At 63.4% G+C, this 21677-nt stretch carries 23 protein-coding genes; 9 read left to right on the top strand and 14 right to left on the bottom strand.

Features of this window, described 5'->3' with window-relative positions; translation table 11 throughout:
• Positions 1 to 90: 90 nt before the first annotated feature.
• A complete protein-coding gene (locus E1809_RS18475) occupies positions 91 to 1266 on the bottom strand; it encodes an ABC transporter permease (protein WP_133205706.1) in 1176 nt (391 codons plus the stop codon).
• Positions 1263 to 2231 (bottom strand): ABC transporter ATP-binding protein, encoded by a 969-nt coding sequence (locus E1809_RS18470; RefSeq protein ID WP_133205705.1) that lies wholly within the window; start codon positions 2229 to 2231, stop codon positions 1263 to 1265. The genes E1809_RS18475 and E1809_RS18470 overlap by 4 nt, the downstream gene beginning before the upstream one ends.
• A gap of 242 nt (positions 2232 to 2473) precedes the next feature.
• Between E1809_RS18470 and E1809_RS18465 the strand changes: the two genes are divergently transcribed.
• Positions 2474 to 3820, top strand: a complete 1347-nt coding sequence (locus E1809_RS18465) for an aspartate kinase (RefSeq protein ID WP_133205704.1) — start codon at positions 2474 to 2476, stop codon at positions 3818 to 3820.
• A 108-nt stretch (positions 3821 to 3928) separates the two neighbouring features.
• Here E1809_RS18465 and E1809_RS18460 read toward each other — a convergent pair whose 3' ends face one another.
• Both E1809_RS18460 and E1809_RS18455 read right to left on the bottom strand, forming a co-directional pair.
• On the bottom strand, positions 3929 to 4108 hold the full coding sequence (locus tag E1809_RS18460; RefSeq protein WP_133205703.1) for a hypothetical protein: 180 nt from the start codon (positions 4106 to 4108) through the stop codon (positions 3929 to 3931).
• Between the two features lie 131 nt (positions 4109 to 4239).
• On the bottom strand, positions 4240 to 4449 hold the full coding sequence (locus tag E1809_RS18455; protein WP_235835679.1) for a hypothetical protein: 210 nt from the start codon (positions 4447 to 4449) through the stop codon (positions 4240 to 4242).
• 126 nt (positions 4450 to 4575) lie between these two features.
• On the opposite strand from E1809_RS18455, the gene E1809_RS18450 reads away from it, so the two are divergent.
• Genes E1809_RS18450 through E1809_RS18435 form a run of 4 tightly spaced genes read left to right on the top strand, consistent with a single transcriptional unit; the run spans position 4576 to position 6935 of the window.
• Positions 4576 to 5061, top strand: coding sequence for a MarR family winged helix-turn-helix transcriptional regulator (locus E1809_RS18450; RefSeq protein WP_235835678.1), 486 nt, complete (start codon positions 4576 to 4578; stop codon positions 5059 to 5061).
• A 25-nt stretch (positions 5062 to 5086) separates the two neighbouring features.
• A complete protein-coding gene (locus tag E1809_RS18445) occupies positions 5087 to 5614 on the top strand; it encodes an SSI family serine proteinase inhibitor (protein ID WP_133205701.1) in 528 nt (175 codons plus the stop codon).
• Positions 5583 to 6533 carry a 3-methyladenine DNA glycosylase gene (locus E1809_RS18440; RefSeq protein ID WP_374102703.1) on the top strand — a complete coding sequence of 317 codons (951 nt, stop codon included), beginning with the start codon at positions 5583 to 5585 and terminating at the stop codon, positions 6531 to 6533. The genes E1809_RS18445 and E1809_RS18440 overlap by 32 nt, the downstream gene beginning before the upstream one ends.
• An 18-nt stretch (positions 6534 to 6551) precedes the next feature.
• Positions 6552 to 6935, top strand: coding sequence for a serine protease inhibitor (locus tag E1809_RS18435; protein WP_133205699.1), 384 nt, complete (start codon positions 6552 to 6554; stop codon positions 6933 to 6935).
• A 73-nt stretch (positions 6936 to 7008) separates the two neighbouring features.
• Here the strand turns inward: E1809_RS18435 and E1809_RS18430 are convergent, their stop codons facing one another.
• From E1809_RS18430 to E1809_RS18420, 3 genes are all read right to left on the bottom strand, one after another.
• Complete coding sequence (locus E1809_RS18430; RefSeq protein WP_133205698.1) at positions 7009 to 10149, bottom strand: S8 family peptidase; 3141 nt, start codon at positions 10147 to 10149, stop codon at positions 7009 to 7011.
• Between the two features lie 308 nt (positions 10150 to 10457).
• Positions 10458 to 10748, bottom strand: a complete 291-nt coding sequence (locus E1809_RS18425; protein ID WP_133205697.1) for a DUF1540 domain-containing protein — start codon at positions 10746 to 10748, stop codon at positions 10458 to 10460.
• 133 nt (positions 10749 to 10881) lie between these two features.
• Positions 10882 to 11067, bottom strand: a complete 186-nt coding sequence (locus tag E1809_RS18420; protein WP_133205696.1) for a hypothetical protein — start codon at positions 11065 to 11067, stop codon at positions 10882 to 10884.
• A gap of 365 nt (positions 11068 to 11432) precedes the next feature.
• Between E1809_RS18420 and purS the strand changes: the two genes are divergently transcribed.
• Genes purS through purL form a run of 3 tightly spaced genes read left to right on the top strand, consistent with a single transcriptional unit; the run spans position 11433 to position 14756 of the window.
• Positions 11433 to 11684: a phosphoribosylformylglycinamidine synthase subunit PurS gene (gene purS / locus E1809_RS18415; RefSeq protein ID WP_028265707.1), complete on the top strand. Its 252-nt coding sequence runs from the start codon at positions 11433 to 11435 to the stop codon at positions 11682 to 11684.
• A 1-nt stretch (position 11685) separates the two neighbouring features.
• Positions 11686 to 12441, top strand: coding sequence for a phosphoribosylformylglycinamidine synthase subunit PurQ (gene purQ / locus E1809_RS18410; RefSeq protein ID WP_133205695.1), 756 nt, complete (start codon positions 11686 to 11688; stop codon positions 12439 to 12441).
• Positions 12438 to 14756: a phosphoribosylformylglycinamidine synthase subunit PurL gene (gene purL, locus E1809_RS18405; protein WP_133205694.1), complete on the top strand. Its 2319-nt coding sequence runs from the start codon at positions 12438 to 12440 to the stop codon at positions 14754 to 14756. The genes purQ and purL overlap by 4 nt, the downstream gene beginning before the upstream one ends.
• An 80-nt stretch (positions 14757 to 14836) precedes the next feature.
• On the opposite strand, the gene E1809_RS18400 is transcribed toward purL, so the two are convergent.
• On the bottom strand, positions 14837 to 15130 hold the full coding sequence (locus E1809_RS18400; protein ID WP_133205693.1) for a DUF503 domain-containing protein: 294 nt from the start codon (positions 15128 to 15130) through the stop codon (positions 14837 to 14839).
• Between the two features lie 97 nt (positions 15131 to 15227).
• Here E1809_RS18400 and E1809_RS18395 point away from each other — a divergent pair, with 97 nt between their 5' ends.
• Positions 15228 to 16085, top strand: a complete 858-nt coding sequence (locus E1809_RS18395; protein WP_133205692.1) for a DUF1206 domain-containing protein — start codon at positions 15228 to 15230, stop codon at positions 16083 to 16085.
• A gap of 84 nt (positions 16086 to 16169) precedes the next feature.
• Here the strand turns inward: E1809_RS18395 and E1809_RS18390 are convergent, their stop codons facing one another.
• The 6 genes from E1809_RS18390 to E1809_RS18365 form a co-directional block, all read right to left on the bottom strand.
• Positions 16170 to 17063 (bottom strand): carbohydrate ABC transporter permease, encoded by an 894-nt coding sequence (locus tag E1809_RS18390; protein WP_133205691.1) that lies wholly within the window; start codon positions 17061 to 17063, stop codon positions 16170 to 16172.
• Positions 17063 to 18088 carry a carbohydrate ABC transporter permease gene (locus E1809_RS18385; RefSeq protein ID WP_205754250.1) on the bottom strand — a complete coding sequence of 342 codons (1026 nt, stop codon included), beginning with the start codon at positions 18086 to 18088 and terminating at the stop codon, positions 17063 to 17065. Before E1809_RS18385 ends, E1809_RS18390 begins: the two co-directional genes overlap by 1 nt.
• Positions 18085 to 19494: an N-acetylglucosamine/diacetylchitobiose ABC transporter substrate-binding protein gene (gene ngcE / locus E1809_RS18380; protein WP_133205690.1), complete on the bottom strand. Its 1410-nt coding sequence runs from the start codon at positions 19492 to 19494 to the stop codon at positions 18085 to 18087. Before ngcE ends, E1809_RS18385 begins: the two co-directional genes overlap by 4 nt.
• A gap of 209 nt (positions 19495 to 19703) precedes the next feature.
• On the bottom strand, positions 19704 to 20333 hold the full coding sequence (locus tag E1809_RS18375) for a hypothetical protein (protein WP_133205689.1): 630 nt from the start codon (positions 20331 to 20333) through the stop codon (positions 19704 to 19706).
• Between the two features lie 83 nt (positions 20334 to 20416).
• Positions 20417 to 20806: an MmcQ/YjbR family DNA-binding protein gene (locus E1809_RS18370; RefSeq protein ID WP_133205688.1), complete on the bottom strand. Its 390-nt coding sequence runs from the start codon at positions 20804 to 20806 to the stop codon at positions 20417 to 20419.
• Between the two features lie 39 nt (positions 20807 to 20845).
• Entirely contained in the window at positions 20846 to 21271 is a 426-nt protein-coding gene (locus E1809_RS18365) for a CoA-binding protein (protein ID WP_133205687.1), read from the bottom strand.
• Positions 21272 to 21677: the final 406 nt, after the last annotated feature.

The raw sequence follows: 21677 nt of genomic DNA, 5'->3' as shown, positions 1-21677 counted from the left end.
ACGCGCGCCCGGCAGCCGCCCCGGCGAGCCCGTGCCCGGCAGCCATGCCCCGGCAACCACGCCCTGAGCCAACCCGGCGGCCAACCACCCCTACGCGATCCGCGTGCCCCTCGCCAATCCGCGTGCCGGCGTCCGCAGTGCCCGCCAGCCAAGCCACATCAGCAGACTGGTCAGGACTACCTGCAGGGTGAGCCCCAACGGCCACAGTGGCGTGGTCTGCTTGAGGTATTGGGGCTGGACCACCCCGTTCGCGCATTGGTAACTGTGCTCCGGCCCCGCGAGTGCAGTCCTGGCGGACTGGCTGATGCCTTCGAGCAGTCCGACTGAGTAGAAAGCGGCTCCGCTGCGGTCCGGGTACGGAATGGCATCGGCCACCACCACGTATGGGTTCAACGCCAGCATCCACGCCACTCGTTCGGTCCGGAAGGCGCGTTGCTCAACTAGCGGACCCTCGCACGTGAAGCCCGGTTCAACCGGGGTAACCGGAACAACCGGCTCGGAGCCATCAGGGGTTAGCGGCGCGTACGGAACCGAGTGGGAGACCGGCGAATTGGCTAGCACGGTTCCCTGGGCGAGTTGAGACCCCAGCGCGAACGAAATCAGCGATCCGACCACCAGCGCCGCAACAACCAGGTACGTCACCACGATCGAGAACAAGGGCCGTCCCGCGAGCGCCGATATTCCGACGCCGAGCCCGCAAATAGCAGCCAGCTCCACTGCAAGCATCAGCAGGGAAACCAGCACGTGTCCGGGAGTCAGCCCGCCTTGGAACATGCCGAAGACCAGGAACGGGGCACTTGTCCCCAGAAAGGCGAGCGCAGCCAGCCATCCAGCGCAGAACTTGCCCCAGAGGATCTGGCCCGGTGTCAGCAAAGTGATCTGCAGGATGGCGAGGGTGCCGCCCGCGCGGTCTCCGTTGATGGCGTTCGCGGATAGCGCCGGCGCCACCAACAGCCCGAACAGCAGCACAAAGGCAAGCACCACTTCAAAAACCATGGACCCGGCCGCGTCTTGCGTCGGTTCCCCGAAGGAGCGACGAGATTCCATGCTGGCGTTCCAAGCGAGCCACGTCAGCCAGGTCACGATGGCGATCACCACGAACCAGATGCCCAGCATGATGTACCAGCCGCGAGAACGCAGCCGTTGTTTCATTTCGAGGACCACGACGTCGCGGATCCCGCCAAGATAGCCGACGACGGCGTTCCCGCCGCCCACTGTCCCCTGCGGTCGTGCGGGGCCGGGCGTGGCTTCGGTGACGTGGCTCATCGCTGCTCCGTTTCAAGGTTCATGTAGGTTTCTTCGAGGGCGCCGGTGGCCGGAGCGAACGAGACGACACCGATACCTGAGGTGACGAGTTCGCTGAGGAGCGCGGCAGCACCGGCGTCGTGCGTTAACAGCAGTGTGACCGCCGGGCGGCGCCCTGCCTCCACCCTGAATTCCACGCCGAGTTCGCGGAGTTTCGCCATGAGGGCCTCGCTGTCCAGTGCCGTGACGGCGTATCGCCGGCCTGCGAGGGCTGCTTCCTCGATGGTCTGCTGTTTTACGGTGCGGCCTTGGTTGACGAACACAGCGCCGTCGGCGATTTCGTCGAGTTCACTGAGGACGTGGGAGGAGACCACCACGGCTTTACCTTCGCCGGCGAGGCTCCTTAGCAGCTTGCGAAGCTCGACCCGGGATCCGGGGTCCAGCCCTGAGGCCGGTTCGTCGAGCAGGAGCACGGAGGGGTCGTGGACGAGGGCCCGGGCGAGGCTGAGCCGCTGTTGTTGCCCCCTGGAGAGTACGCGCGCCGGTTGATCGGCCAGGGTGTCGAGCCGGACGAGTTCGAGGAGGTCCGCGACGCGTTGCGGGATCCGGGCGGCAGGCAGCCGGTAGAAGCGCGCCATCTGGACCAGGATCTCGCGGGCAGTCAGTGACTCCCACACTCCGAGGGTGTCCGGCATCCAGCCAATCCGTAGCCGGACCGCGGCCCTGTCCTGGGCTGGATCGAGGCCGTCGATCGTGATGGTTCCGCTGTCTGGCTTCAGGAGGGAAGCGAGCATGAGGAGGAGCGTGGTCTTTCCGGCCCCGTTGGGTCCGATGAGCGCCGTCACCTTCCCTGCAGGCGCCCGGAAATCAACGTGCTCGACGGCGTGGACCGCACCGAAGTGGCGCGAGACACCTTTCGCGGATACACCGAGGGCGCCGCTCAAGGCCCCTGGATTCGGAGTGTTCGAAGTTGTAGCTATGGACATGTCCTACCCACCTGTTTCCCCCAAAGAACAAGCAACGCCTGCGGGCCTATGCGCCCCCAAGCTGTGTATTTCCTGATAGTACGCCAAATGGAACCGGCGGGTGTCCCCCGCAATGGCCGCCATGTGGTCACAATTCCACGGCCCGCCGCGCCCGGCGATAAACTGGCCCAATAAGCCACGTCGTCGTGCCGTTTTCCGGGCACGCAACGTACGATTCCCAATGATGCAGTGAGGGTGCGCGCATGAGTTTGCCCACTACCGATGTGAAAACCGAAGACCTGACCGCGCCGGCTGCCAAGACCACGCAGCTGATCGTTCAGAAGTTCGGTGGTTCCTCGGTGTCCGACGCCGAAGGCATCAAGCGTGTTGCCCGCCGTGTGGTGGACGCGCAGAAAGCCGGCAACGAGGTTGTCGTGGTGGTTTCCGCAATGGGCGACACCACCGACGAACTCCTGGACCTCGCAGCCCAGGTGACTGATTCCGCCCCCGCCCGTGAGATGGACATGCTCCTCTCTGCGGGCGAGCGTATTTCCATGGCCTTGCTCGCCATGGCCATAAACAAGTTCGGCGCTTCCGCCCAGTCGTTCACGGGCTCGCAGGCCGGCATGATCACTGACGGTATCCACGGCAAGGCGCGCATTATCGACGTCGACCCGCACCGCATCCGCACGGCGCTGGACAAGGGACACATCGCCATCGTCGCCGGTTTCCAGGGCATGAGCCACGCCACCAAGGAAATCACCACGCTCGGCCGCGGCGGTTCGGACACCACGGCTGTCGCTTTGGCCGCGGCGCTGGACGCCGATGTGTGCGAAATCTACACGGACGTGGACGGTATCTTCACCGCCGACCCGCGGGTTGTTCCGACCGCCCAGAAGATCGACCGCATCTCCAGCGAGGAAATGCTGGAACTGGCGGCCTCCGGCGCCAAGATCCTGCACTTGCGCTGCGTGGAGTACGCCCGCCGCTTCGGTGTGCCCCTGCACGTCCGCTCCTCATTCAGCCAGCACGAAGGCACCTGGGTCCTGCCCGGCGCCGATGACAAGATCACGATTCAAGAGGGAGTTGCCTTGGAGCAGCCAATCATCTCCGGCGTTGCGCACGACCGTTCCGAAGCCAAGGTCACGGTTGTCGGCGTTCCGGACATCCCCGGCAAGGCCGCCGCGATTTTCCAGGTCATCGCGAAGGCGCACTCGAACATCGACATGATCGTTCAGAACGTCTCCACCCACGGCACCGGCCGCACGGATATCTCCTTCACGCTCCCCATCGTGGAAGGCGCCGACGCCCTTGCTGCCCTCCGTGACGCGCAGCCTGAAATCGGCTTCGAAAGCATCGAGTACAACGAGAACGTCGGCAAGCTGTCCCTGATTGGCGCGGGCATGCGTTCGCACCCGGGCGTTTCGGCCACGTTCTTCAAAGCGCTCTCCGACGCCGGGATCAACATCAACATGATCTCCACCTCGGAAATCCGCATCTCCGTGGTCACCCACGCGGACCTGCTGGATGACGCCGTGCGCGCGATCCACAAGGCTTTCGAGCTCGACGGCGATGCCGAGGCTACCGTCTACGGCGGCACCGGCCGCTAGCCGCACCGCGGAGATCACGACGGCGGCCACCCGCCGTCGTGATCTCAGAGATTACATGCAAAAGGACCGGGGCTCGCGCTCCGGTCCTTTCGTGTTTCCTGCGGCCGCCTAAGTCCCTTCCTTCCGGACTCCATAGTGGCGGCCCTCGTCATCGGATTCGACCACGAAGTGACCGAGGTCTTCCTCCGACGCGTGTTCGAAGTCGTCATGCTTGTGGATTACGGGCGCTTCTACGTCACCTTGGGTCGCCGGGCCGAACCAGAAGCGCAGTCGATCAGTTACCTTCATAAAGTTATCGAGTGCATGTCCCACAATTTCCACCTCCTTCCCCGCTGCCAGGTCCAGTTGTGTGGCCGAACCTGTGTGGTTCAGTGAGGCAATTTTACGCCCGCAAGGCCGAAATGGCCCGGAATAAGAGGCTAGCGAAGGGACTGGTCGTTCGGGTCCTTCGGGACCACGTAGGTGCTGCCGTCGGCGCGGCGAATGGTTTCCCATTGCTGCGCTTCGGCCTGGCGGCGCACGAGGAGACGGCGGTTTTCCTCGGTCATTTCGTGGTCCAGGGAACTGCTGTGGGCAGGTCCGAAAATAATCCGCAGCCTACCCGTTGCCCGCATGAATTTCTCGGTCATGGTCTCTTTGGCCACCTGGTCCGCCCTCTCTCAAAAGGATCTCGTCGATTAAGAGTACACTAACAATTAGTGTGCTAACTATTGGGCGAGTTCAGCCTGCCCGACAAGCCCGGAATGGAGGAAGCCATGGCCGATGTTGATGACGACCTGCTGCTCGAGCGCCAATTGTGCTTCGCGCTGACGGTCGCTTCGCGAAGCGTCGTTGGTGTCTACAAGCCTGTGCTGGAAAAGATGGGGCTGACCCATCCGCAGTACCTGGTCATGCTGGCCCTTTGGGAGCGCAGCCCGCGGACCCTCAAGGACATCAGCGAAGCCCTCCTGCACGAACCGGCCACCCTTTCGCCGCTCTTGAAGCGGCTCGAGGAGGCTGGTTTCATCACGCGCAAACGCATCCACGGAAACGAGCGCGCCCTCGCCATCACCCTCACGGAAGCCGGCGCCGCCCTCCGGCAGCAGGCCACCGCCGTCCCCGGAACCATCATGGAACGGCTCCACCTCACACGGGACGAGGTGGCCGAACTCCACCGGGCGATGACCGGCCTCATCGCGGCGACCCAAGGCACCGGCCCAATCCAAAACGCCAGCAAGGACGCAGCCAGCCAAGGGCGATAAACTGGCAGAAATCAAGGAGATCCCCATGCGTGTGCGAATAGTGCTGGCTGTCCTCGCCGTCGCCGGACTTGCCGCGTGCACCCCCGGCCCGGGAAGCAGCCCGTCTCCCAGCGGCAGCGCATCGACAAGCCCCAGCCCGTCCGGCCCCGGCGGCACGGGGTCAGCCACCGCGAAGCCGACGCCTTCGGTCCCCCAGCCGACGCCCGGCCGCGGCGACGCTGAACTCTCGATCATCGTCAAGCCGTCCGCAACCGCGGCTGCCCTGAGCTACACCCTCGTGTGCAAGGGCGGCGTACCCGCGCCGGAGAGCCACCATCCAACGGCTGCCGCCGCCTGCGCGGCCCTCCAGAAGAACCCCGGCCTCTTGACGCGCACCCCTCGCCCGGCCGACCAAGTGTGCGACCAGCGATACGGCGGCCCCCAAACGGCCACTGTCACGGGAACCGTGGACGGCGTAAACATCGACTCCACGTACAAACTCACCGACGGCTGTGAAATCGCCGCTTGGGCCGCCGCCGCCGATGTCCTGGGATCCAGTGGTGCCGGTTCCTAGTCCCACACACCTCCCGCAAGAGAGTTGGATCAAGCTCGAAGCCGCCCATCATGCCCGCGTTGACCGGTATGCGGGCCCCTACCTGGAGCGCCGGTCCGCGGGCCGGAAGCACCCTGTGGAGGACTTCCTCTTCACCTACTACACCCAAAAGCCCGGCCAGCTGCTGCGCTGGCACCCGGGCAACGGCGTCGTTCTTTCAGGGCCGAAAGCGGCCGAGCGGGCCGGGTGGAAGTACTACCGGACGCTCGACGACGGCGAGCTGGCCGACGTCGGCCTGCCTCCGGGAACCGTTGCGGTCACCTTCGATCGCCGCAAGTTCGCGGCAGAGCGCACCGAAGCCATCCGCTTCGCGGGAATCATCCTCGGCGGCACTATCGCCCGACCGGCCCAGTTCGGCTGTTTCGGATTGCACGAATGGGCGATGGTTTACCGGCAGGACAAGTTCCACCTCCGCCACGAATACCTCCAGTTGCGGCTGGGTTCGGAGGGCACGGATGCTGTGGTGGAAGAGAACCGGATCCGCTGCTCGCATTTCGACGCCTTCCGCTTCTACACTCCTGACGCGGTCCCCCTCAACGAGCTCGAGCCGACGCGCGAGAACCAGCGCACCATGGAACAGCCCGGTTGCCTCCACGCCAACATGGACCTCTACAAGTGGGCCTACAAACTGGCGCCGGCGCTCCCGAGCGAATTGATGATGGACTGCTTCGAGCTGTCCTGGCGGATCCGTGCCATGGACATGAAGGCCTCGCCCTACGACCTCGAAGAATGGGGCTATCCGGCCATCAAGATCGAGACGCCGAAGGGCAAAGCGGAGTACGTTGAGTACCAGCGGGCCTTCGCCGCAGAAGCCCAGGAACTCCGGACCCGGGTCCTGGACCACGTGCGGCCACTCCTGGAATCGGCCCGCCCCGCCTAGCTGAAGCGAAGGGATCCCATGGCCGGAGATACGCACGAAACCACTGGAGATTACGACGTCGAACTCACCATCACGCTGACGGAGGCACCTGGCGCGGGCGACTACGAGTTTGTCCTGCGCGGCTCGGGCGGCGAAGTCTCCCCGGGCTCGACCCTTCCGGACGCGCGTTCCGCGCTGGCCGCCGTCGAACGCTTCGGTGAGGAAATCTTCTTTCCGGTACCGCGCCCGGACCGGATCTGCACCCAGCAATACGGCGGACCACAAGTGGCCGTCGTCAGGGGCATGTTCCGCGGGCGGGCGGTCAACAGCCGGTTCAGCCGGACCGATGGCTGCGAGATTGCCCGCTGGCACACCATGGCGGCACTTCTGGGTGGCGTCGCCGGCTCCACGGGAAACACCTGACCCGCACAAAAGCAGAAAAGCAGGGCCGGCGGGAATCCCGCCGGCCCTGCTTTCGCGTCAACCAATCAGTTCGTCACTGGGCGTTATTCGACTGATCGTCCCCTTCGTCCCGGAGCTTGCCTTTCTTGCCGTGCCCGCTGCCCTGGTCGTCCTGCGGAGCAACCGAGACGGAACCGGCGTCGGAAACCAGTACCGAGACGAACGTGGGTGAGCTGGTTCCGGCAAACGTCAACCGTCCGATGTACGAGCCCGGGGTCAGGCCCTTCCACGCGAACTTCAGGGTCCCGTCCTTGCCGTTCTTCAGGGTGATCGGATTAGGCGTGACCGTCGCATTGCCTTGGTTCGGGCCAAGGATCGCGGCATCGACGCTGGCCTTGGTGGGCTGGTTGTTCGGGCTGGCGAACAGGTTCGCGATGATCGTGTATACCCCCGGCTCCGGGTTGTCCAGCGAGAGGGACTCGCTGGCGCTCGGTGTTGCCGCGGTAAACAACTGACCGCTCGGCGACAACACGTAGAGGTCGAAGTCGGCGGCGGGGTCGGAAGAAATCACCGCGAACTTCGCGAACGACGTCCCGGCGGGAACAGTTGCCGTCTTGACGAAGTTCGAAGCGTCACTCGTAATGGAGACCGGCCCGGGAACGAGCTGGGCGGGCGACGAGTCCGCCTTGGAGAGGCCATCTATCGTCACGGCAGTCGACGAATCGGTACCGGAGACGAAGTCGATACCCGCGGAACCGTTCGACTGCTGCGTCGAGAAGGCGACGTTCTGCGAGGCCACGACGGACTGCGGGCGGACCGCGATGGGCGAGACCACCGACTTGCCGGCGCCTTCCCACTTCAGCGATCCCATAGCGAACGCGCCCAGCGCGGCAGTCTTGTTTTCGAAAGTCACCGTGAAGGTCCTCGACTGCCCGGCCTTGCTGAAGTTGAGCACGGACGGGGTGACCTTGACGTCGACGCCAGGGACCGTGGCGGTTGCGCGGTACAGGCCCGGGGTGAGGGCCGTGACCGTGCGGGTCACTTCGATCTTGCCCGCCAGGTTTCCGAGGGCGAACGAGGGAAGGTTCATGTCGCGCGGCAACGTGGAGCCAAGGCCCGGAATGCCGAGGTCGACGCCGGTCCCCTGGATGAACTTGAGGTAATCCTCGGTTGTTGCGTCGTAGATCAGGCCCGGGTCATTCACGTTCGCCGGGTTCATTTCCCCGGCACCCGTAGCGAAGACGTCCTGGTTCTTGGTTCCATCCGCCATCTTCACATCGCTCGCAGTGGTCATCATGGCCGATTTGACGGCCGCAGGAGACCAATCGGGGTTCTTCGACTTGATCAAGGCCGCGAAACCGGCGATGTGCGGGGAAGCCATGGATGTACCGGACAGGAATCCGTACTGGTCACCTTGGCTGCCAATGGGCGAGACACCGGCCAACACGGCAACGCCCGGAGCGGAAATGTCCGGCTTGAGCAGGTCCGAATCGGTGGCGAGGAGCGGACCCCGCGAGGAGAATCCGGCGATCTGCGGCTGTGCCTCGAGCGGAAGGCCCGTGGTGTCGTGGTCAATCAAGGAAACCGTGATGGTCGGGTTCGCCGCCACCTTGTCCTTGATCGCCTGGCTGGCCGGCGGGTTCACGTGCACGGTGGGGACGGCATGCTTGTCCGTGTCCAACGAGGAATCGGTGAGGTTCACCAGGATCATGCCGACACCGCCACCCCGCGCCACTTCGGCGCTCTTGGCCACGCGGTCAACCACGCCGCGGTCACACACCACGACCTTGCCGGCGATCTTCGCCGGGTCCAAGGACCCCGGCGCGCACAGCGCCGCGTTGCCGGTGCCCGAGGCTACGTTCGCGGAAAGTACGACGCCGGCCCCGATCACCTGGTGGTTCATGATGCTGGCGCCGCGGTACTTACTGCCGTCGGAGAATTCGACGGTTCCCTGGAGTTCCTGGGAGAACGACGTCGCGGCGACAGTGGTCATCCATGGCGCGCCGTGGTTGACGGTGCTGGCCTGCGGACCCGAGTTGCCGGCGGAGGCTGCGACAAAGATGCCGGCGGAAGCCGCGGAAAGGAACGCCAGCGAGACGGGATCAGTGGTGGTGTCCGTAGATCCGGAGATGGAGTAGTTCAGGACGTCAACGCCGTCGGCAATGGCCTGGTCAATGGCCTCGATGGCGGACGAGCCGTAGCAACCGCCGGAGTTGGGATTATCGTCTTCCCAGCAGATTTTGTAGATCGACAGTTTGGCGGCCGGTGCGATGCCGCTCGTGGTGCCGAAGCTACGGCCGTCAACCACGGCGTCCACGCCGGAGTTACCGGCAGCGGTGCTTGCCGTGTGGGTGCCGTGGCTCTGCACGTCTACCGGTGAGAGCTGTTCCTGCGGCAACCGATGCGCCGGAGGGACGCTCTCGAGGAACGCATCAGGGAAGTAGTGGGCGCTGAGGACCTTCGAGTTGCAGGCACTGCCGTCAAAGGATGCCCCCGTGTCGACGCCCTTCTGGCACTCGCCAACGAAGGTGTCGCCGTTGGCCTTCAGCATGGCGATCTGTCCGTCACTTGTGCGGTAAGGGACGCCTACTTGCGGTTGGCCTTGCAGCGGCTGGACGGGATCGCCTGCGAAGTACTTGCTGCCGGGTGTGTAACCGGTGTCGATGACGCCGACAACCGTGCCCTTGCCAGCCTGGTCCTGGCCGCCGAACTGGGTGTTCCAGAGACCGTTCGGACCGCTCAGCTTGAGGAAGTCGGTAGTGGAGTAATCAGGTGAGAACTGCGTGTCCGGAGCAACGAGGAGGACCTTAGGGTTCTTCGCCAGGTTGGTGGCCTGCGCTGCGGTAAGGGAAGCGCTGAAGCCATTGATGGCAGTCGTATAGTCCTGCTTGATGCTCACGTTTTGCTGCTTGGCCACGTCTTGCTGGCCCTGCTGCAAGTGCGCCTGGTACTGCTTCACTTCTGCCTTGCCGACGTCCAGTTTCTTACCGGTTTCCGGCTTCGTCGCCGCATAGCCGGGAGTTCCGCCGTCGTACGTAGCCACCGGCTTCTCTGCCAGGACAACTACATAGCGGCCATCTTGGTATGTCTTGGTGTCCAAACTTTTCCGGGCAATCCCGGCAACCGTCGATCCAGACGAGGGTGCGGCTTGGGCAGGAGCCAAGACCACGGAGGAGAGCAGGACCGGTAGCCCGACGGCTAATGCCGCAGCTTTTCGAAGCCCCCCGCTTCCCATGAAGCTCTTTCCTTGCAAATTCACGAGTGATTGCACCTTTCCGGCGGTCGTAGCGATCGTGACGGGAACAAAATTCAGGTTGGCAACCGATTAACAGACCTTCTAATGCGGTAAAGTCCAGCCGATTCATAGCGTACAGATCGATAGCAGAATATGACATAGGACACTTTTCGCGTTCTATTACTTGTCGCGCGCTGTCACCATACCGGCCAAAAGACGCCGGGCGCGTTCCCGGGAAGGGAACGCGCCCAGCGTCTTGGTTTTGTACTGAATATTTCGGAGTTTTCCTGAGAAATACGGTCTTGGACTCAGGCGCGTTCGTAGGTCAAGCAGTCCGCAGCCTCGGCGCCGGGGCCGACACGGACGTCGTGGGCCTCGCACATCAGGTTGTTGTTGTGCTTGCATTCCTCGCGTTGGCAAGCACCTACATGGGCCAGGACTTTAGGCAGCCCGCCCATGTGCGTGGTATCGATGAACGTTGCACAGGATGCGTGGTCCCTGGTTCCGCCGATCGTGATTCCAAAAGCGGTACAGCCGTCATGGTTGAATCCGCAACTGCCAACGCTGCACGCGGATACTTCGGCTACATGTTCGGTCATTGCTCCTCCTGCAGGACGGGGAATTTCCTTCACGGCAATTTCCAAACTACTCCCGCAGCAACGCTTTTAACCCGGCTGATTAGAGCATTTGTCCGTACCGTATTGGACGAATGCGAACATCAGCGCACTGCCGCTATAGCTTGGTCCCCCGCAATGCCTCGCTGATCCTGGCCAGTGTCGATTCGTCGAGCGTCACGGTGATCCGGTTCTCCCTCGCGGCACGTTCCGCCATGATCCTGAGGAAGACTGCCCTCCCCACGCCCGCGACCACGGCGGCAAGCACCACGGGCAACACCATCGACTTAGCGTTCTCGGCCATGCGGCAATCTTAGTGACGGGAGGCACCCCCGGCCAGAGCCGGCGTCGGGCGCTGCCCAGAGCCGGCGTCGGGCGCTTGGGCGAGTACCGCCGTCGGGCGCTGAAACCCCGACGACGGCGGGCGGCTGCCGCGAATTGCGCCGAACCGGCGCGGCCTCTTCACAGGCTCCCGCCAAATAGGGTATGTAGCGTGATGGCCGGTAGAATGGGCTTGCAAGCTCGCGGAGCGCCCAACCATTCCGTAAACCCTGCTGTTAAGCACTGTCGCTGAACCTTGTTTAACAGCAGTTCCGGCGTGAGACGGCACCACTCCGCGGCAGCCTTTTAACCAAGGTTCAACCAACGCTCACGCACAGGAGTTACCGGATGCCCCGGATCGTCGTCGACGTCATGCCCAAGCCCGAGATTCTGGACCCGCAGGGGAAAGCCATCGTGGGTGCGCTGCCCCGGCTCGGCTTCACCAGCTTTAGCGCAGTCCGCCAAGGCAAGCGCTTCGAACTGACCGTCGACGGTGAGGTGACCGACGCCATCCTCGCCCAAGCCCGCGAAGCCGCGGAGACCCTCCTGTCCAACCCGGTAATCGAAGACGTCGTCAACGTCGAGGTCGTCGAGGCCTGACATGACTGAACTTCCCTTGATCGGCGGAGCCCCTGTGGCCGTCGAACCCCAATTGAGCGGGGCCAAGATTGGCGTCGTCACTTTCCCGGGCACGCTTGACGACCGCGACGCCGCCCGTGCCGTCCGCCTCGCAGGCGGCACCGCCGTCGCACTGTGGCACGGCGATACCGAACTCGGCGACGTCGACGCCGTGGTCATTCCGGGTGGATTCTCCTACGGCGACTACCTGCGCGCCGGTGCGATCTCGCGCTTCGCTCCGCTGATGTCCAAGATCATCGATGCCGCCAACTCGGACGCCAAGCTGCCTGTCCTGGGCATCTGCAACGGCTTCCAGATCCTGACTGAATCGCACCTGCTGCCCGGTTCCATGATCAAGAACGACCATTTGAAGTTCCTCTGCCGCGACCAGGTGCTGCGCGTTGAGAACAACACCACCCTGTGGACCTCCGATTACGAGGCCGGCCAGGAAATCACCGTTCCGTTGAAGAACCAGGACGGCCAGTACATCGCGGACGAGAAGACCCTCGACGCGCTGGAAGCGGAAGGCCGCGTGGCGTTCCGGTACGTCGGCTTCAACCCGAACGGTTCGCGCCGCGACATCGCCGGCATCACCAACGCCGCGGGCAACGTGGTGGGCCTCATGCCGCACCCCGAGCACGCGGTGGAGCCCGGATTCGGTCCGGAGACCAACGCCGGCACTGATGGCCTGGGCTTCTTCACCTCCGTCCTGAACAAGATCGTGGGAGGCGCACAGTGACCACCTCAGCTGAAACCGTCGGCAAGAAGTTCAACATCGACACCGTCGAGAACGCAGCCAAGACGCCGGACACCGAACTCCCCTGGGCCGAACTCGGCCTGAAGCAGAACGAGTTCGAGGAAATCATCAAGGTCCTGGGCCGTCGCCCCACCGGCGCCGAACTCGCCATGTACTCCGTCATGTGGAGCGAGCACTGCTCCTACAAGTCCTCGAAGAACCACCTGCGCCAGTTCGGCGAGAAGGTGACCGACGAGATGAAGAAGGACATGCTGGTGGGCATCGGCGAAAACGCCGGTGTGACCAACCTGGGCGACGGCTGGGCCGTGACGTTCAAGATCGAGTCCCACAACTCGCCGTCGTTCGTGGAGCCCTACCAGGGCGCCGCGACCGGCATCGGCGGCATTGTCCGCGACATCATCTCCATGGGCGCCCGTCCGGTTGCCGTGATGGATCCGCTGCGTTTCGGTGCGATCGACCACCCGGACACCGCCCGCGTCATGCACGGTGCCGTGGCCGGCATCGGTGGCTACGGCAACTCGCTCGGCCTGCCGAACATCGGCGGCGAAATGGTCTTCGATTCCGTGTACCAGGGCAACCCGCTGGTCAACGCCTTGGCAGTCGGCGTCATGCGCCACGAGGACATCCGCCTCGCGAACGCTTCCGGCAAGGGCAACAAGGTGGTCCTCTTCGGTGCGCGCACCGGTGGCGACGGCATTGGCGGCGCCTCGGTGCTGGCCTCGGAGTCCTTCGACGACACCAAGCCGTCCAAGCGTCCCGCCGTCCAGGTGGGCGACCCGTTCGCCGAAAAGGTGCTCATTGAGTGCTGCCTGGAGCTCTTCAAGGGTTCGCTGGTTGAGGGTATCCAGGACCTCGGTGCCGCGGGTATCTCTTGCGCGACGTCCGAACTCGCGTCCAACGGCGACGGCGGCATGCAGGTCGAACTGACCTCCGTCCTGCTGCGCGACCCCACCCTGACCCCGGGCGAAATCCTGATGTCGGAGTCGCAGGAACGCATGATGGCCGTGGTCACGCCCGAAAACGTCGCCGCTTTCGAAGCTGTGATGGACAAGTGGGCCGTGGAATACTCCTGGCTCGGCGAGGTGACCGATTCCGGCCGCCTGATCATCACGTGGGAAGGCGAAGTCATTGTCGACGTCGACCCGCGTACCGTTGCCCACGACGGCCCGGTCTACGACCGCCCGTTCGCGCGTCCCGCCTGGCAGGACTCCGTTCAGGCGGACACGTTCACGGGTTCCGTGCAGGACGCCGGCCGTCCTTCCACCTCCGGGGAACTTGCCGCCGCTGTCACCGAGCTCATTGCTTCGCCGAACATGTGCAGCAAGGCCTGGATCACCAAGCAGTACGACCGCTACGTCGGCGGCAACACTGCCATGGCGTTCCCGGACGACGCCGGCGTTGTCCGCGTTGACGAGGAATCCGGCCTTGGCGTTGCTTTGGCCACCGATGCCAACGGCCGCTACACCTACCTCGATCCTTACCAGGGCGCCCAGCTCGCACTGGCGGAGGCTTACCGCAACGTCGCCACTTCCGGCGCGGTGCCGATGGCCGTCAGCGACTGCCTGAACTTCGGTTCCCCCGAAGACCCGGACGTCATGTGGCAGCTCGCCGAGGCCATTCGCGGTCTCTCGGACGCCTGCATGGTGTTGGGTGTCCCGGTCACGGGCGGCAACGTTTCGCTGTACAACCAGACCGGCACCGTTCCGATCCACCCCTCCCCCGTTGTGGCAGTGTTGGGCAAGCTCGACGACGTCGCGCGCCGCACGCCGTCGGGCTGGAAGGAAGACGGCCAGGCCATCTACCTGCTCGGCACCACCGCCGCTGAGCTGGACGGTTCGGAATGGTCCAACCTGCGTGGGCACCTCGGTGGCTTGCCGCCGAAGGTTGACCTTTCGCTGGAGCGCCAGCTGGGCGAGATCCTCATCAACGCTTCGCGCGACGGCATGATCGACACCGCTCACGACCTCTCCGAGGGCGGCCTCGCCGCGGCTCTGGTGGAATCCTCGCTGCGCTACGGCGTCGGCGCCCGGATCGCGCTGGAGGAACTCCTGGAGCGCGACGGCGTGGACCTTTTCACAGCTTTGTTCTCTGAGTCCCAGGCCCGGGCCATCGTGTCCGTTCCGCGCTCCGAGGAAGTCCGCTTCAAGGACATGTGCACCGCCCGCGGCTTCGCGCACCTCCGGATCGGCGTCGTGGACGCAGCCGGTGGAACGTTGGAGATCAACGGCGTGGACACCTTGTCCCTGGATGCCCTCAACGAAGCCTACGAAGGCACGCTGCCGAAGTACTTCGGCTAACGCTCGTACCCCAACGCGGGGTCACTTACGGCCCAAAAATCCCCTCGGGATGGGCCGTAAGTGACCCCGCGTTGTGTTTTTTAGTCTTCGCTGTGGAGGTCCCGACGCCGGGCGCTGAGCAATTCCAGTTCGGGGCGGGCGGCGACGAAGCGTTCGACGGCGTCGAGCACCTCGACGAGGTGCGCCCGGTCCGCTGCAACAAGGCCTGCGCCGAGCCGGACCCGGCGGTACTGGTCCTGGTCGCCAACCTCCGCGGCTGACACCTCGAAGCGCCTTTTCAGCTCGGCGATGAGCGGCCGCACGAAGGAACGTTTCTCCTTCAGGCTGTGTACGTCGCCGAGGAGGATGTCGAATTCGATCCACCCGATCCACATTCGCCCATTATCAACCGTCGGGCCCGCGAGCGCTTGAATTCCGCCCTTACGGAGCCGTCAAGGACGGTGGCAAGATGGGGGCAAACGAAGGAGAGCCGTGGGCGAAGGGGATCGTACGGACAAGATTTCGGAGGCCGCGTCGGACAGCGCCCATGCCGTTGGCGATGCTGTTGACGACGCCAGGGAATCCACGGCCGTCCGGGCGGTCGCGCGGGCCGGCTTCGTTGCTGTGGGCACCATCCATGTGCTCATCGGGATCATCGCCCTTCGGATTGCGCTGGGCGAATCGGGGCAGGCCGACCAGAGCGGCGCGGTGGGCCAAATGGCGGCGACGCCGGTGGGCGGCGTCCTGTTGTGGGCCGGTTTGATAGCTTGTGGGGCGCTGGCGCTCTACATGGCGAGCGATGCCGTGATGGGGTGGAGCGGAAGCCGTACCTCCAAGAAACTTGGAAAGAGGATTCGGGCAGCCGGCCAAGCAGTGGTGTTCGCGGTAGCCGCGGTGACCTTCGGCAGTTTCGCGGTAGGACACCCAAGCAACAGCAGCGAAAAATCCCGGACGGTCAGCGCCGGACTGATGTCCAACCCTGTGGGCGCGGTACTCCTGGTGGTCATTGGTGCGGCCCTGATCGGCGCCGCCGTGACCTACGGGATCTTGGGAATCACCCGGAAGTACGAAAAGAACCTTCGCGGACGGCCGCATGGGGCCCTCGGTAATACGTTCACCGTGCTCGGGGTGGTGGGCTATTGCGCCAAGGGGGTCGCCCTGGGGGCCGTCGGTTTGCTGATTTTGGTTGCAACCTTCGCCCACGACCCCTCCCAACAAGGGGGCCTCGACGCGGCCCTGAAAGCGTTCCGTGCCCAGCCCTTCGGCGTGGTGGTGCTAGCGGGAGTGGGCGTCGGACTGATCGCGTACGGTATTTTTTCGCTCTTCCGCTCGCGATACCAGCGCTTGTAGCGCCGCTTTAACACGCAAGAGCCCGACGGCGGCACCCACCGGAAGGGGGCAGTCGCCGTCGGGCTTTTATTTAGCTTGCTTGTGCTATCTAGAAGTGCCTTGCGACACCGAGCCCTGGAGCTGGCGCTGGAAGATCACGTAGACGATGAGGACCGGAACCACGGTGACGGTGACAGCCGCGAACAAGGCACCGAAGTCCACGGCATAGCCCATCTGCCCCGCGAAGGCCGCGAGCCCTTGCGACAAGACGCGCGGGCCGGCCGCGTTGATGGCCACCGGAATCAGGAACTGGTTCCACAAGCCCAGGAAGTTGAAGATGGCCACGGAAGCGAGTCCTGGCTTGGCCATGGGCAACATGACCTGGAAGAACGTCCGCCATTCGCCCGCTCCATCCAAGGAAGCAGCCTCGCCGATTTCGTACGGGAGGGACTTGAAGAAGGAGAAGAGGAAGAACACGGTGAACGGAAGGGCGAAGCCCACGTACACCAGGGTCAGTCCAGGCAGTGTGTTCAGCAGGCCGATCTTCTTCATGACGAAGAACAGCGGCACCATGGCGAGGAAGATCGGGAAGGTCAAGCCGGCCAGCATGAGGTAGTAGACAGCCCGGCTGCCGAAGAACTTGAAGCGGGCCAGGACGTAGGCGCACATGGCACCGAGCACCATGACGATCACGAGCGCGGAGCCCACCACGATGACGGAATTCAGGAAGTAGCTTCCTATGCCGGCTTCGGTCCACGCTTTGACATAGTTGTCGAAGCGCCATTGCGAGGGCAAGGCGAACGGCGAAGCGAAGATCTCGCTGGACGTCTTGAAAGAGGACATGAAGGTCCACAACAAGGGCAGGATCACGATGAGCGACCAAATGGTCAAAGCCGTGTGCGATACCGCGCCCACAACTTTGTCTCCAGGGGTCGTGGCGGGTTTGCGGGGATTGAAGTGCAAGGACTTCATCTCAGGCGAGGCGAGCTTGGTAGTCATCAGAGGGACACATCCTTTCCGCCGCCCGTGAGCCGGTTAACCAGGAACACGAGGCCGGAGAAGATCAGGGTGGTGATGGCGAGAACGACGCCCATGGCGCTGGCGAGTCCGAACTGGCCTTTGCTGAAAGCGGTGAAGAAGAGCTGTTGGGACATTACCAGGGTGGAGTTGTCCGGGCCGCCGCCGGAATTGAGTGCGGACATGTAGACGAATGCGTCCAAGGCGAGGATTCCCATGTAGATGTAGGCGGTCTGGATGTTGTCCCTGATCAAGGGAATGGTGATGGAGACGGCGGTACGGAAACGCCCGGCGCCGTCGATCCTGGCCGCTTCGAACAGCTCGGCCGGGATGCCCTTGATGCCCGCGACGAAAAGCACCATGTAGAAACCAACGAAGCCCCAGACGATCACGAACATGGTGGCGATCATGGCGGTGCTCTTGTCGCCGAGCCAAGGGTAGGACTTGAACTGGTCAAACCCGAGGGATGTGAGAATGCCGTTGAGGAGGCCGCCGGAGGGATCGTAGATCTGGCCCCACATGATGCCGATGGCGATCGCCGGGATGGTGTACGGGAAGAAGGAGACAACGCGGTAGAAGCTTGAGTTCCGCAGGCCTTTGATCTGCCCTTTGCTGCTTCCGCCCACGGTGACGAACGTCGCCAGGACCAGGCTCAGGATGATGGTGATGATCGGCAGGCAAATGACCAGGAGGATGTTGTTCCCCATGGCCTTCATGAAGATATCGTCCGTGAAGATCCGCCGGTAGTTCTCCAGCCCGATGAAGTTCTGATCGGGCGAGAATCCACTCCAGTCGGTCAAGGAATAGGCGAAGGCCTGCAGGAATGGCCAGATCACGAACAAGAGGTAGATGGCCAACGGAACTCCGAGGAATACCGCGAAAAAACTGACTTTGTCGAGCGTCAGGGGCTTGCGCCGCCTCTTCGAGGCGAGTGGTGGTGCGTCCGGAACGACGACGGCGGGAAGGCCGCCGTCGAGCCGGAGTGTCTTTTGCTTCACTAAAGTCACTTCACTTCAATCTTCTTGACCGAGCTGTCGTTGCGGACCTTGTCGGTGATCTTCTGCAAGTCCGACGTCAGCGTGGCGACGTCCGACTTTCCGTCGAGGAACGTGTTCCACACGACCAACTGGTCCTTGTTGGTGCCATAGAGGTCGATGAAGTTCCAGGTATAGATGTTGTCCGCGGCGTCGCTGAGCAGCTTGGTCTGCGAGACCAGAGCGGTGGACCCGAAGCCATCGGCCGGGACAGTGTCCTTCACGATAGTGGGGGCCAGCTTGGTCTTGGCGAAGTTGGTGGCTGCGTCCTTGGACAACATGATGCGGAGCAGTTCCTTGCCACCGGGCACGTTCTTGCCTTGGGAAGGAACCACGTATGGCTCGCCAGCCGCGCTGTGCAGCGAGGTGTAGGGCAGCTTGGGACTGGTAGTCACGGAAGGGACGGGAGCTCCGGTCATCTGGAAGCCGGACTTCGTCTGGTCTTTCATCTCGTTTTCGATCCACGAGCCGGACGGGTAGAACACCGCCTGTTGCGCGTTGCTCCATTGCGCCTGTGCTGCCGTGAACTGGGTGCCGGAGCCACCCGGCTTGAAATGACCCGCTTTGACGATCTTGTCCAAGGCAGTGAAGACGCTCTGGATGGCCGGGTGGGACCAAGAATCCGCCTTGAGGTTCTCGAGCCCTAGCCGGACGTCCTGCCCGCCTTCCTTGATTGCGGAGGCGATGGCCATCTCTTGATAATACGTGGCAGCTTCCTTGCCCCACACGAAAAGATACAAGCCTTTTGCCTTGGCCTGCTCGCCGAGCGCGTACATCTCGTCCCACGTCTTAGGCACGGACCAGCCGTTCGCCTTGAGAAGTGAGTCGGAGTACCACATTGCATAGACGGTGAGGACGTAGTTCAAGGCAGCCAGCTTGCCGTCGAAAGTTCCCGGAGCCAGCACGCCGCCATACAAGGTGTCCTTGATGACCTTGCCTTCGAGGTTCTTGGCGTTGACGACGCTCGTGAGGTCTTCAAGCTGGGACAGGATGGTGCTGAAACCAATCGCCTTGGCGCCCGAGTTGTCGATCAGGTCCGGCGGGTTGCCGCCGACGAACCGCGGCTGCAGTTCCTGGGCAATGTCCGTGGACGGGGAAATCTTGGCCGTCGAACCGGAATGCGCGCTTTCGAAGCCCTTGCCCGCGAACTCGACGTAGTCGATTCCGTAGCCGCCCTTGAAGATCACAGCATCCACCGTGGACTTGTCAGCCATGCCGAAGGGGTTCGTGTCGGAGACCGTTCCCGTGGGGCCGGTAGTGGTTCCGCCGCCACCGCCCGCGCAAGAGGACATCGATCCCGCGATGGGAACAAGAACTGCTGCGGCGAGCGCGCCGCGGAGGAAACCACGGCGTGCGAAGGACTGCTGCTGAATGTTCATCCTAAAACCCTCCAGAGACTCGTAGTGCCGACGCTGACGGCGTCTCTGCCGGCAATCAATCGGTCCGGGCACCGCCGCTAGGACGCACCCTTCGTGTGACATACTTCACTACGAATGATTGAAATGCAATATTTCAGGGCAGTTTCAATCAACTTTTGTCAAAATGTGATGTGCCAACGAGGCACTGCCAGAGGTGTGTTTTCAGGCTCCTAGCCGCGCAAATTCAAGGCTTCCGCGCACTTCGTGACGGCTTCGCGCGCCCACTGCCGCTGTTGTTCAGTACCCACTCGTTCCGCCCACTGCTCAGCCAACTGGAACTCCACCAAAGCCTCGGTGCGGCGACCGTCGTCGTACATCGCCCACCCAAGGTTGTTGTGCAGCGAAACCATCCACCGCTTGGTGCGCGGATCGTCGACGGCGGACGCGTACTCAAGCGCGCTGCGGGTCCACGATTCCTGGTGGCCGGAGTCCGAAATGGCGAGCATGTGGAGGGCGTCGACGGCGAGGAAAGCCTCGCCGAGCAAGTCCCCCAGCTCGGCTGCCTGCTCGAAAAGCGGGACTGCCATGGCCGGGTGGCCCGCGGAATTGAGCAGGCGTCCCCGCTCAATGAGGATCCGCACTGCGACGGTTGGCTCCTCTTCGGCGTCGATACTGTCCAGGAGCGCGTCCGCTTCCTCGAAACGCCCCTGCAGGCCGATCGCCCGGCCAAGCTGGGTGGCAAGCTCCGCGCGTTCGAAGGAGTCGTAGGCCGGGTCCGTCAAAGCGTCCCGGAAACGGGCTTCGGACAGCGCGGGATCTTCAAAAGCCCACAGCTCATCAAGGGTTTGTTGTTCCAGCATCTGGCTCCTCCTGACTGCGTCGAGGCGTTGGAAGGTGTCTGTGCACTCACAATCTAACCGAAGCGGCAGACAGGCTCAGCGTTTCATTCCCGGGCGAGGCGTGACCAGCCCAATTGTTCCTGCTGTTTCCGCGTCAATGACGACACCACCAGGTCGTAGGAATCCTCCACCATGTCCCGGACCATCGCATCCGGCAAGCCGCCATCAAGTCGAACGCCGTTCCAATGCGTCTTGTTCATGTGCCACGCCCCGGTGATCTCCGGATGTGCCGATCGCAACTGGACAGCCAAGAGGGGATCGCATTTGAGGCTTACATACCAGTTCGCCGGATCCATGGCCGACGCGGCGAACATCTTCCCGCCCGATGCGCCACTGGGCCGCACCTTGAACACTGACGTCTCGGGACCGAAAGGGAAGTCTTCGTAGGTTCCCGGGAAACTCAGGCAAATATCGCGAAGCGTCGAAGCGTCCATGTAGCGAGACTAGCGCCAAAGCCTCGCTGCAGGACGCTGCTAGATCCCGATCCGCCAGCCGACCTGTGCCGGGCAAGCGTTCATTACGACGTCGAGGCCCGCAGCTTTGGCGCGTGCCGCCGCTTCTTCATCGATGACCCCGAGTTGCAGCCACACGGCTTTCGCGCCGACGGCGATCGCTTCGTCCACCACCGCGCCTACGCGAGCGGAATTCACGAAACAATCGACAACGTCGATGGGCTGCTTCTCGAACGGCACGTCCGCGAGGAATTTGTAGCCAGTTTCGCCGTGCACGTCTTCACCCCGCGGATTGATGGGGATGATGTCCATGCCCATCTTGTCGCGAATGTAAAGGGATACCTCGTACGCTGAGCGCCACTCGTTCGTGCTGAGGCCCACGATGGCCCAACGGCCCTTGGTCCGCATCAGCCGGTCAATGACTGCCGGATCGTTGACATGTGTCATACCCTCAGCCTACTCCCGTGGATTTGCAGGATTATCCGGGGTTTTTGCGCAGGCCGGTGGCGCGCTTGCGGGGATGCGCTTGCGGGGTCGCGCCGGCGCAGGCCGCGCCTTAGACGATATGAAGTGGGACGGGTTACCTGCCCGTCCGGAGCGGTCCATTATCGCCGGGCGGTCCTGCAGCGCCGGCTTTGAGGTGATTCGGCCGCCCCGACGCGCATACTGGCGCTGCCGGACCTGGTCCCGGCGGTGGCGGCCCTTATCCCGGACGGCCAGTTTCAGCCGGGAGGATGAGGGGCCGGGGCCTTCTGTTTCACAGGTCCGTGGGTTGCCATTGGCGGCTCCTGTGGCCTGCGAGGGTCCTTGGGGGTGCAATGGTAGTGCCACATGTGAGGTTTGGGAGGTCCCG

This window comes from Arthrobacter terricola, assembly GCF_004354015.1.
GTDB classification, from domain to species: domain Bacteria; phylum Actinomycetota; class Actinomycetes; order Actinomycetales; family Micrococcaceae; genus Arthrobacter; species Arthrobacter terricola.
This window is presented reverse-complemented; position numbering and strand designations above follow the sequence as displayed.

Excerpts from the sequence above, each read along its gene's own strand:
- E1809_RS18475 (WP_133205706.1), bottom strand. The coding sequence starts at position 1,266 with ATGAGCCACGTCACCGAAGCCACGCCCGGCCCCGCACGACCGCAGGGG.
- E1809_RS18365 (WP_133205687.1), bottom strand. The coding sequence starts at position 21,271 with ATGACACATGTCAACGATCCGGCAGTCATTGACCGGCTGATGCGGACC.
- E1809_RS18460 (WP_133205703.1), bottom strand. The coding sequence starts at position 4,108 with ATGAAGGTAACTGATCGACTGCGCTTCTGGTTCGGCCCGGCGACCCAA.
- E1809_RS18420 (WP_133205696.1), bottom strand. The coding sequence starts at position 11,067 with ATGGCCGAGAACGCTAAGTCGATGGTGTTGCCCGTGGTGCTTGCCGCC.
- E1809_RS18445 (WP_133205701.1), top strand. The coding sequence starts at position 5,087 with ATGCGTGTGCGAATAGTGCTGGCTGTCCTCGCCGTCGCCGGACTTGCC.
- E1809_RS18400 (WP_133205693.1), bottom strand. The coding sequence starts at position 15,130 with ATGTGGATCGGGTGGATCGAATTCGACATCCTCCTCGGCGACGTACAC.
- E1809_RS18370 (WP_133205688.1), bottom strand. The coding sequence starts at position 20,806 with ATGGACGCTTCGACGCTTCGCGATATTTGCCTGAGTTTCCCGGGAACC.
- ngcE (WP_133205690.1), bottom strand. The coding sequence starts at position 19,494 with ATGAACATTCAGCAGCAGTCCTTCGCACGCCGTGGTTTCCTCCGCGGC.
- E1809_RS18425 (WP_133205697.1), bottom strand. The coding sequence starts at position 10,748 with ATGACCGAACATGTAGCCGAAGTATCCGCGTGCAGCGTTGGCAGTTGC.
- E1809_RS18375 (WP_133205689.1), bottom strand. The coding sequence starts at position 20,333 with ATGCTGGAACAACAAACCCTTGATGAGCTGTGGGCTTTTGAAGATCCC.
- E1809_RS18465 (WP_133205704.1), top strand. The coding sequence starts at position 2,474 with ATGAGTTTGCCCACTACCGATGTGAAAACCGAAGACCTGACCGCGCCG.
- E1809_RS18455 (WP_235835679.1), bottom strand. The coding sequence starts at position 4,449 with ATGACCGAGAAATTCATGCGGGCAACGGGTAGGCTGCGGATTATTTTC.
- purS (WP_028265707.1), top strand. The coding sequence starts at position 11,433 with ATGCCCCGGATCGTCGTCGACGTCATGCCCAAGCCCGAGATTCTGGAC.
- E1809_RS18430 (WP_133205698.1), bottom strand. The coding sequence starts at position 10,149 with ATGGGAAGCGGGGGGCTTCGAAAAGCTGCGGCATTAGCCGTCGGGCTA.
- E1809_RS18470 (WP_133205705.1), bottom strand. The coding sequence starts at position 2,231 with ATGTCCATAGCTACAACTTCGAACACTCCGAATCCAGGGGCCTTGAGC.
- purQ (WP_133205695.1), top strand. The coding sequence starts at position 11,686 with ATGACTGAACTTCCCTTGATCGGCGGAGCCCCTGTGGCCGTCGAACCC.
- E1809_RS18450 (WP_235835678.1), top strand. The coding sequence starts at position 4,576 with ATGGCCGATGTTGATGACGACCTGCTGCTCGAGCGCCAATTGTGCTTC.
- E1809_RS18390 (WP_133205691.1), bottom strand. The coding sequence starts at position 17,063 with ATGACTACCAAGCTCGCCTCGCCTGAGATGAAGTCCTTGCACTTCAAT.
- E1809_RS18435 (WP_133205699.1), top strand. The coding sequence starts at position 6,552 with ATGGCCGGAGATACGCACGAAACCACTGGAGATTACGACGTCGAACTC.
- E1809_RS18440 (WP_374102703.1), top strand. The coding sequence starts at position 5,583 with ATGTCCTGGGATCCAGTGGTGCCGGTTCCTAGTCCCACACACCTCCCG.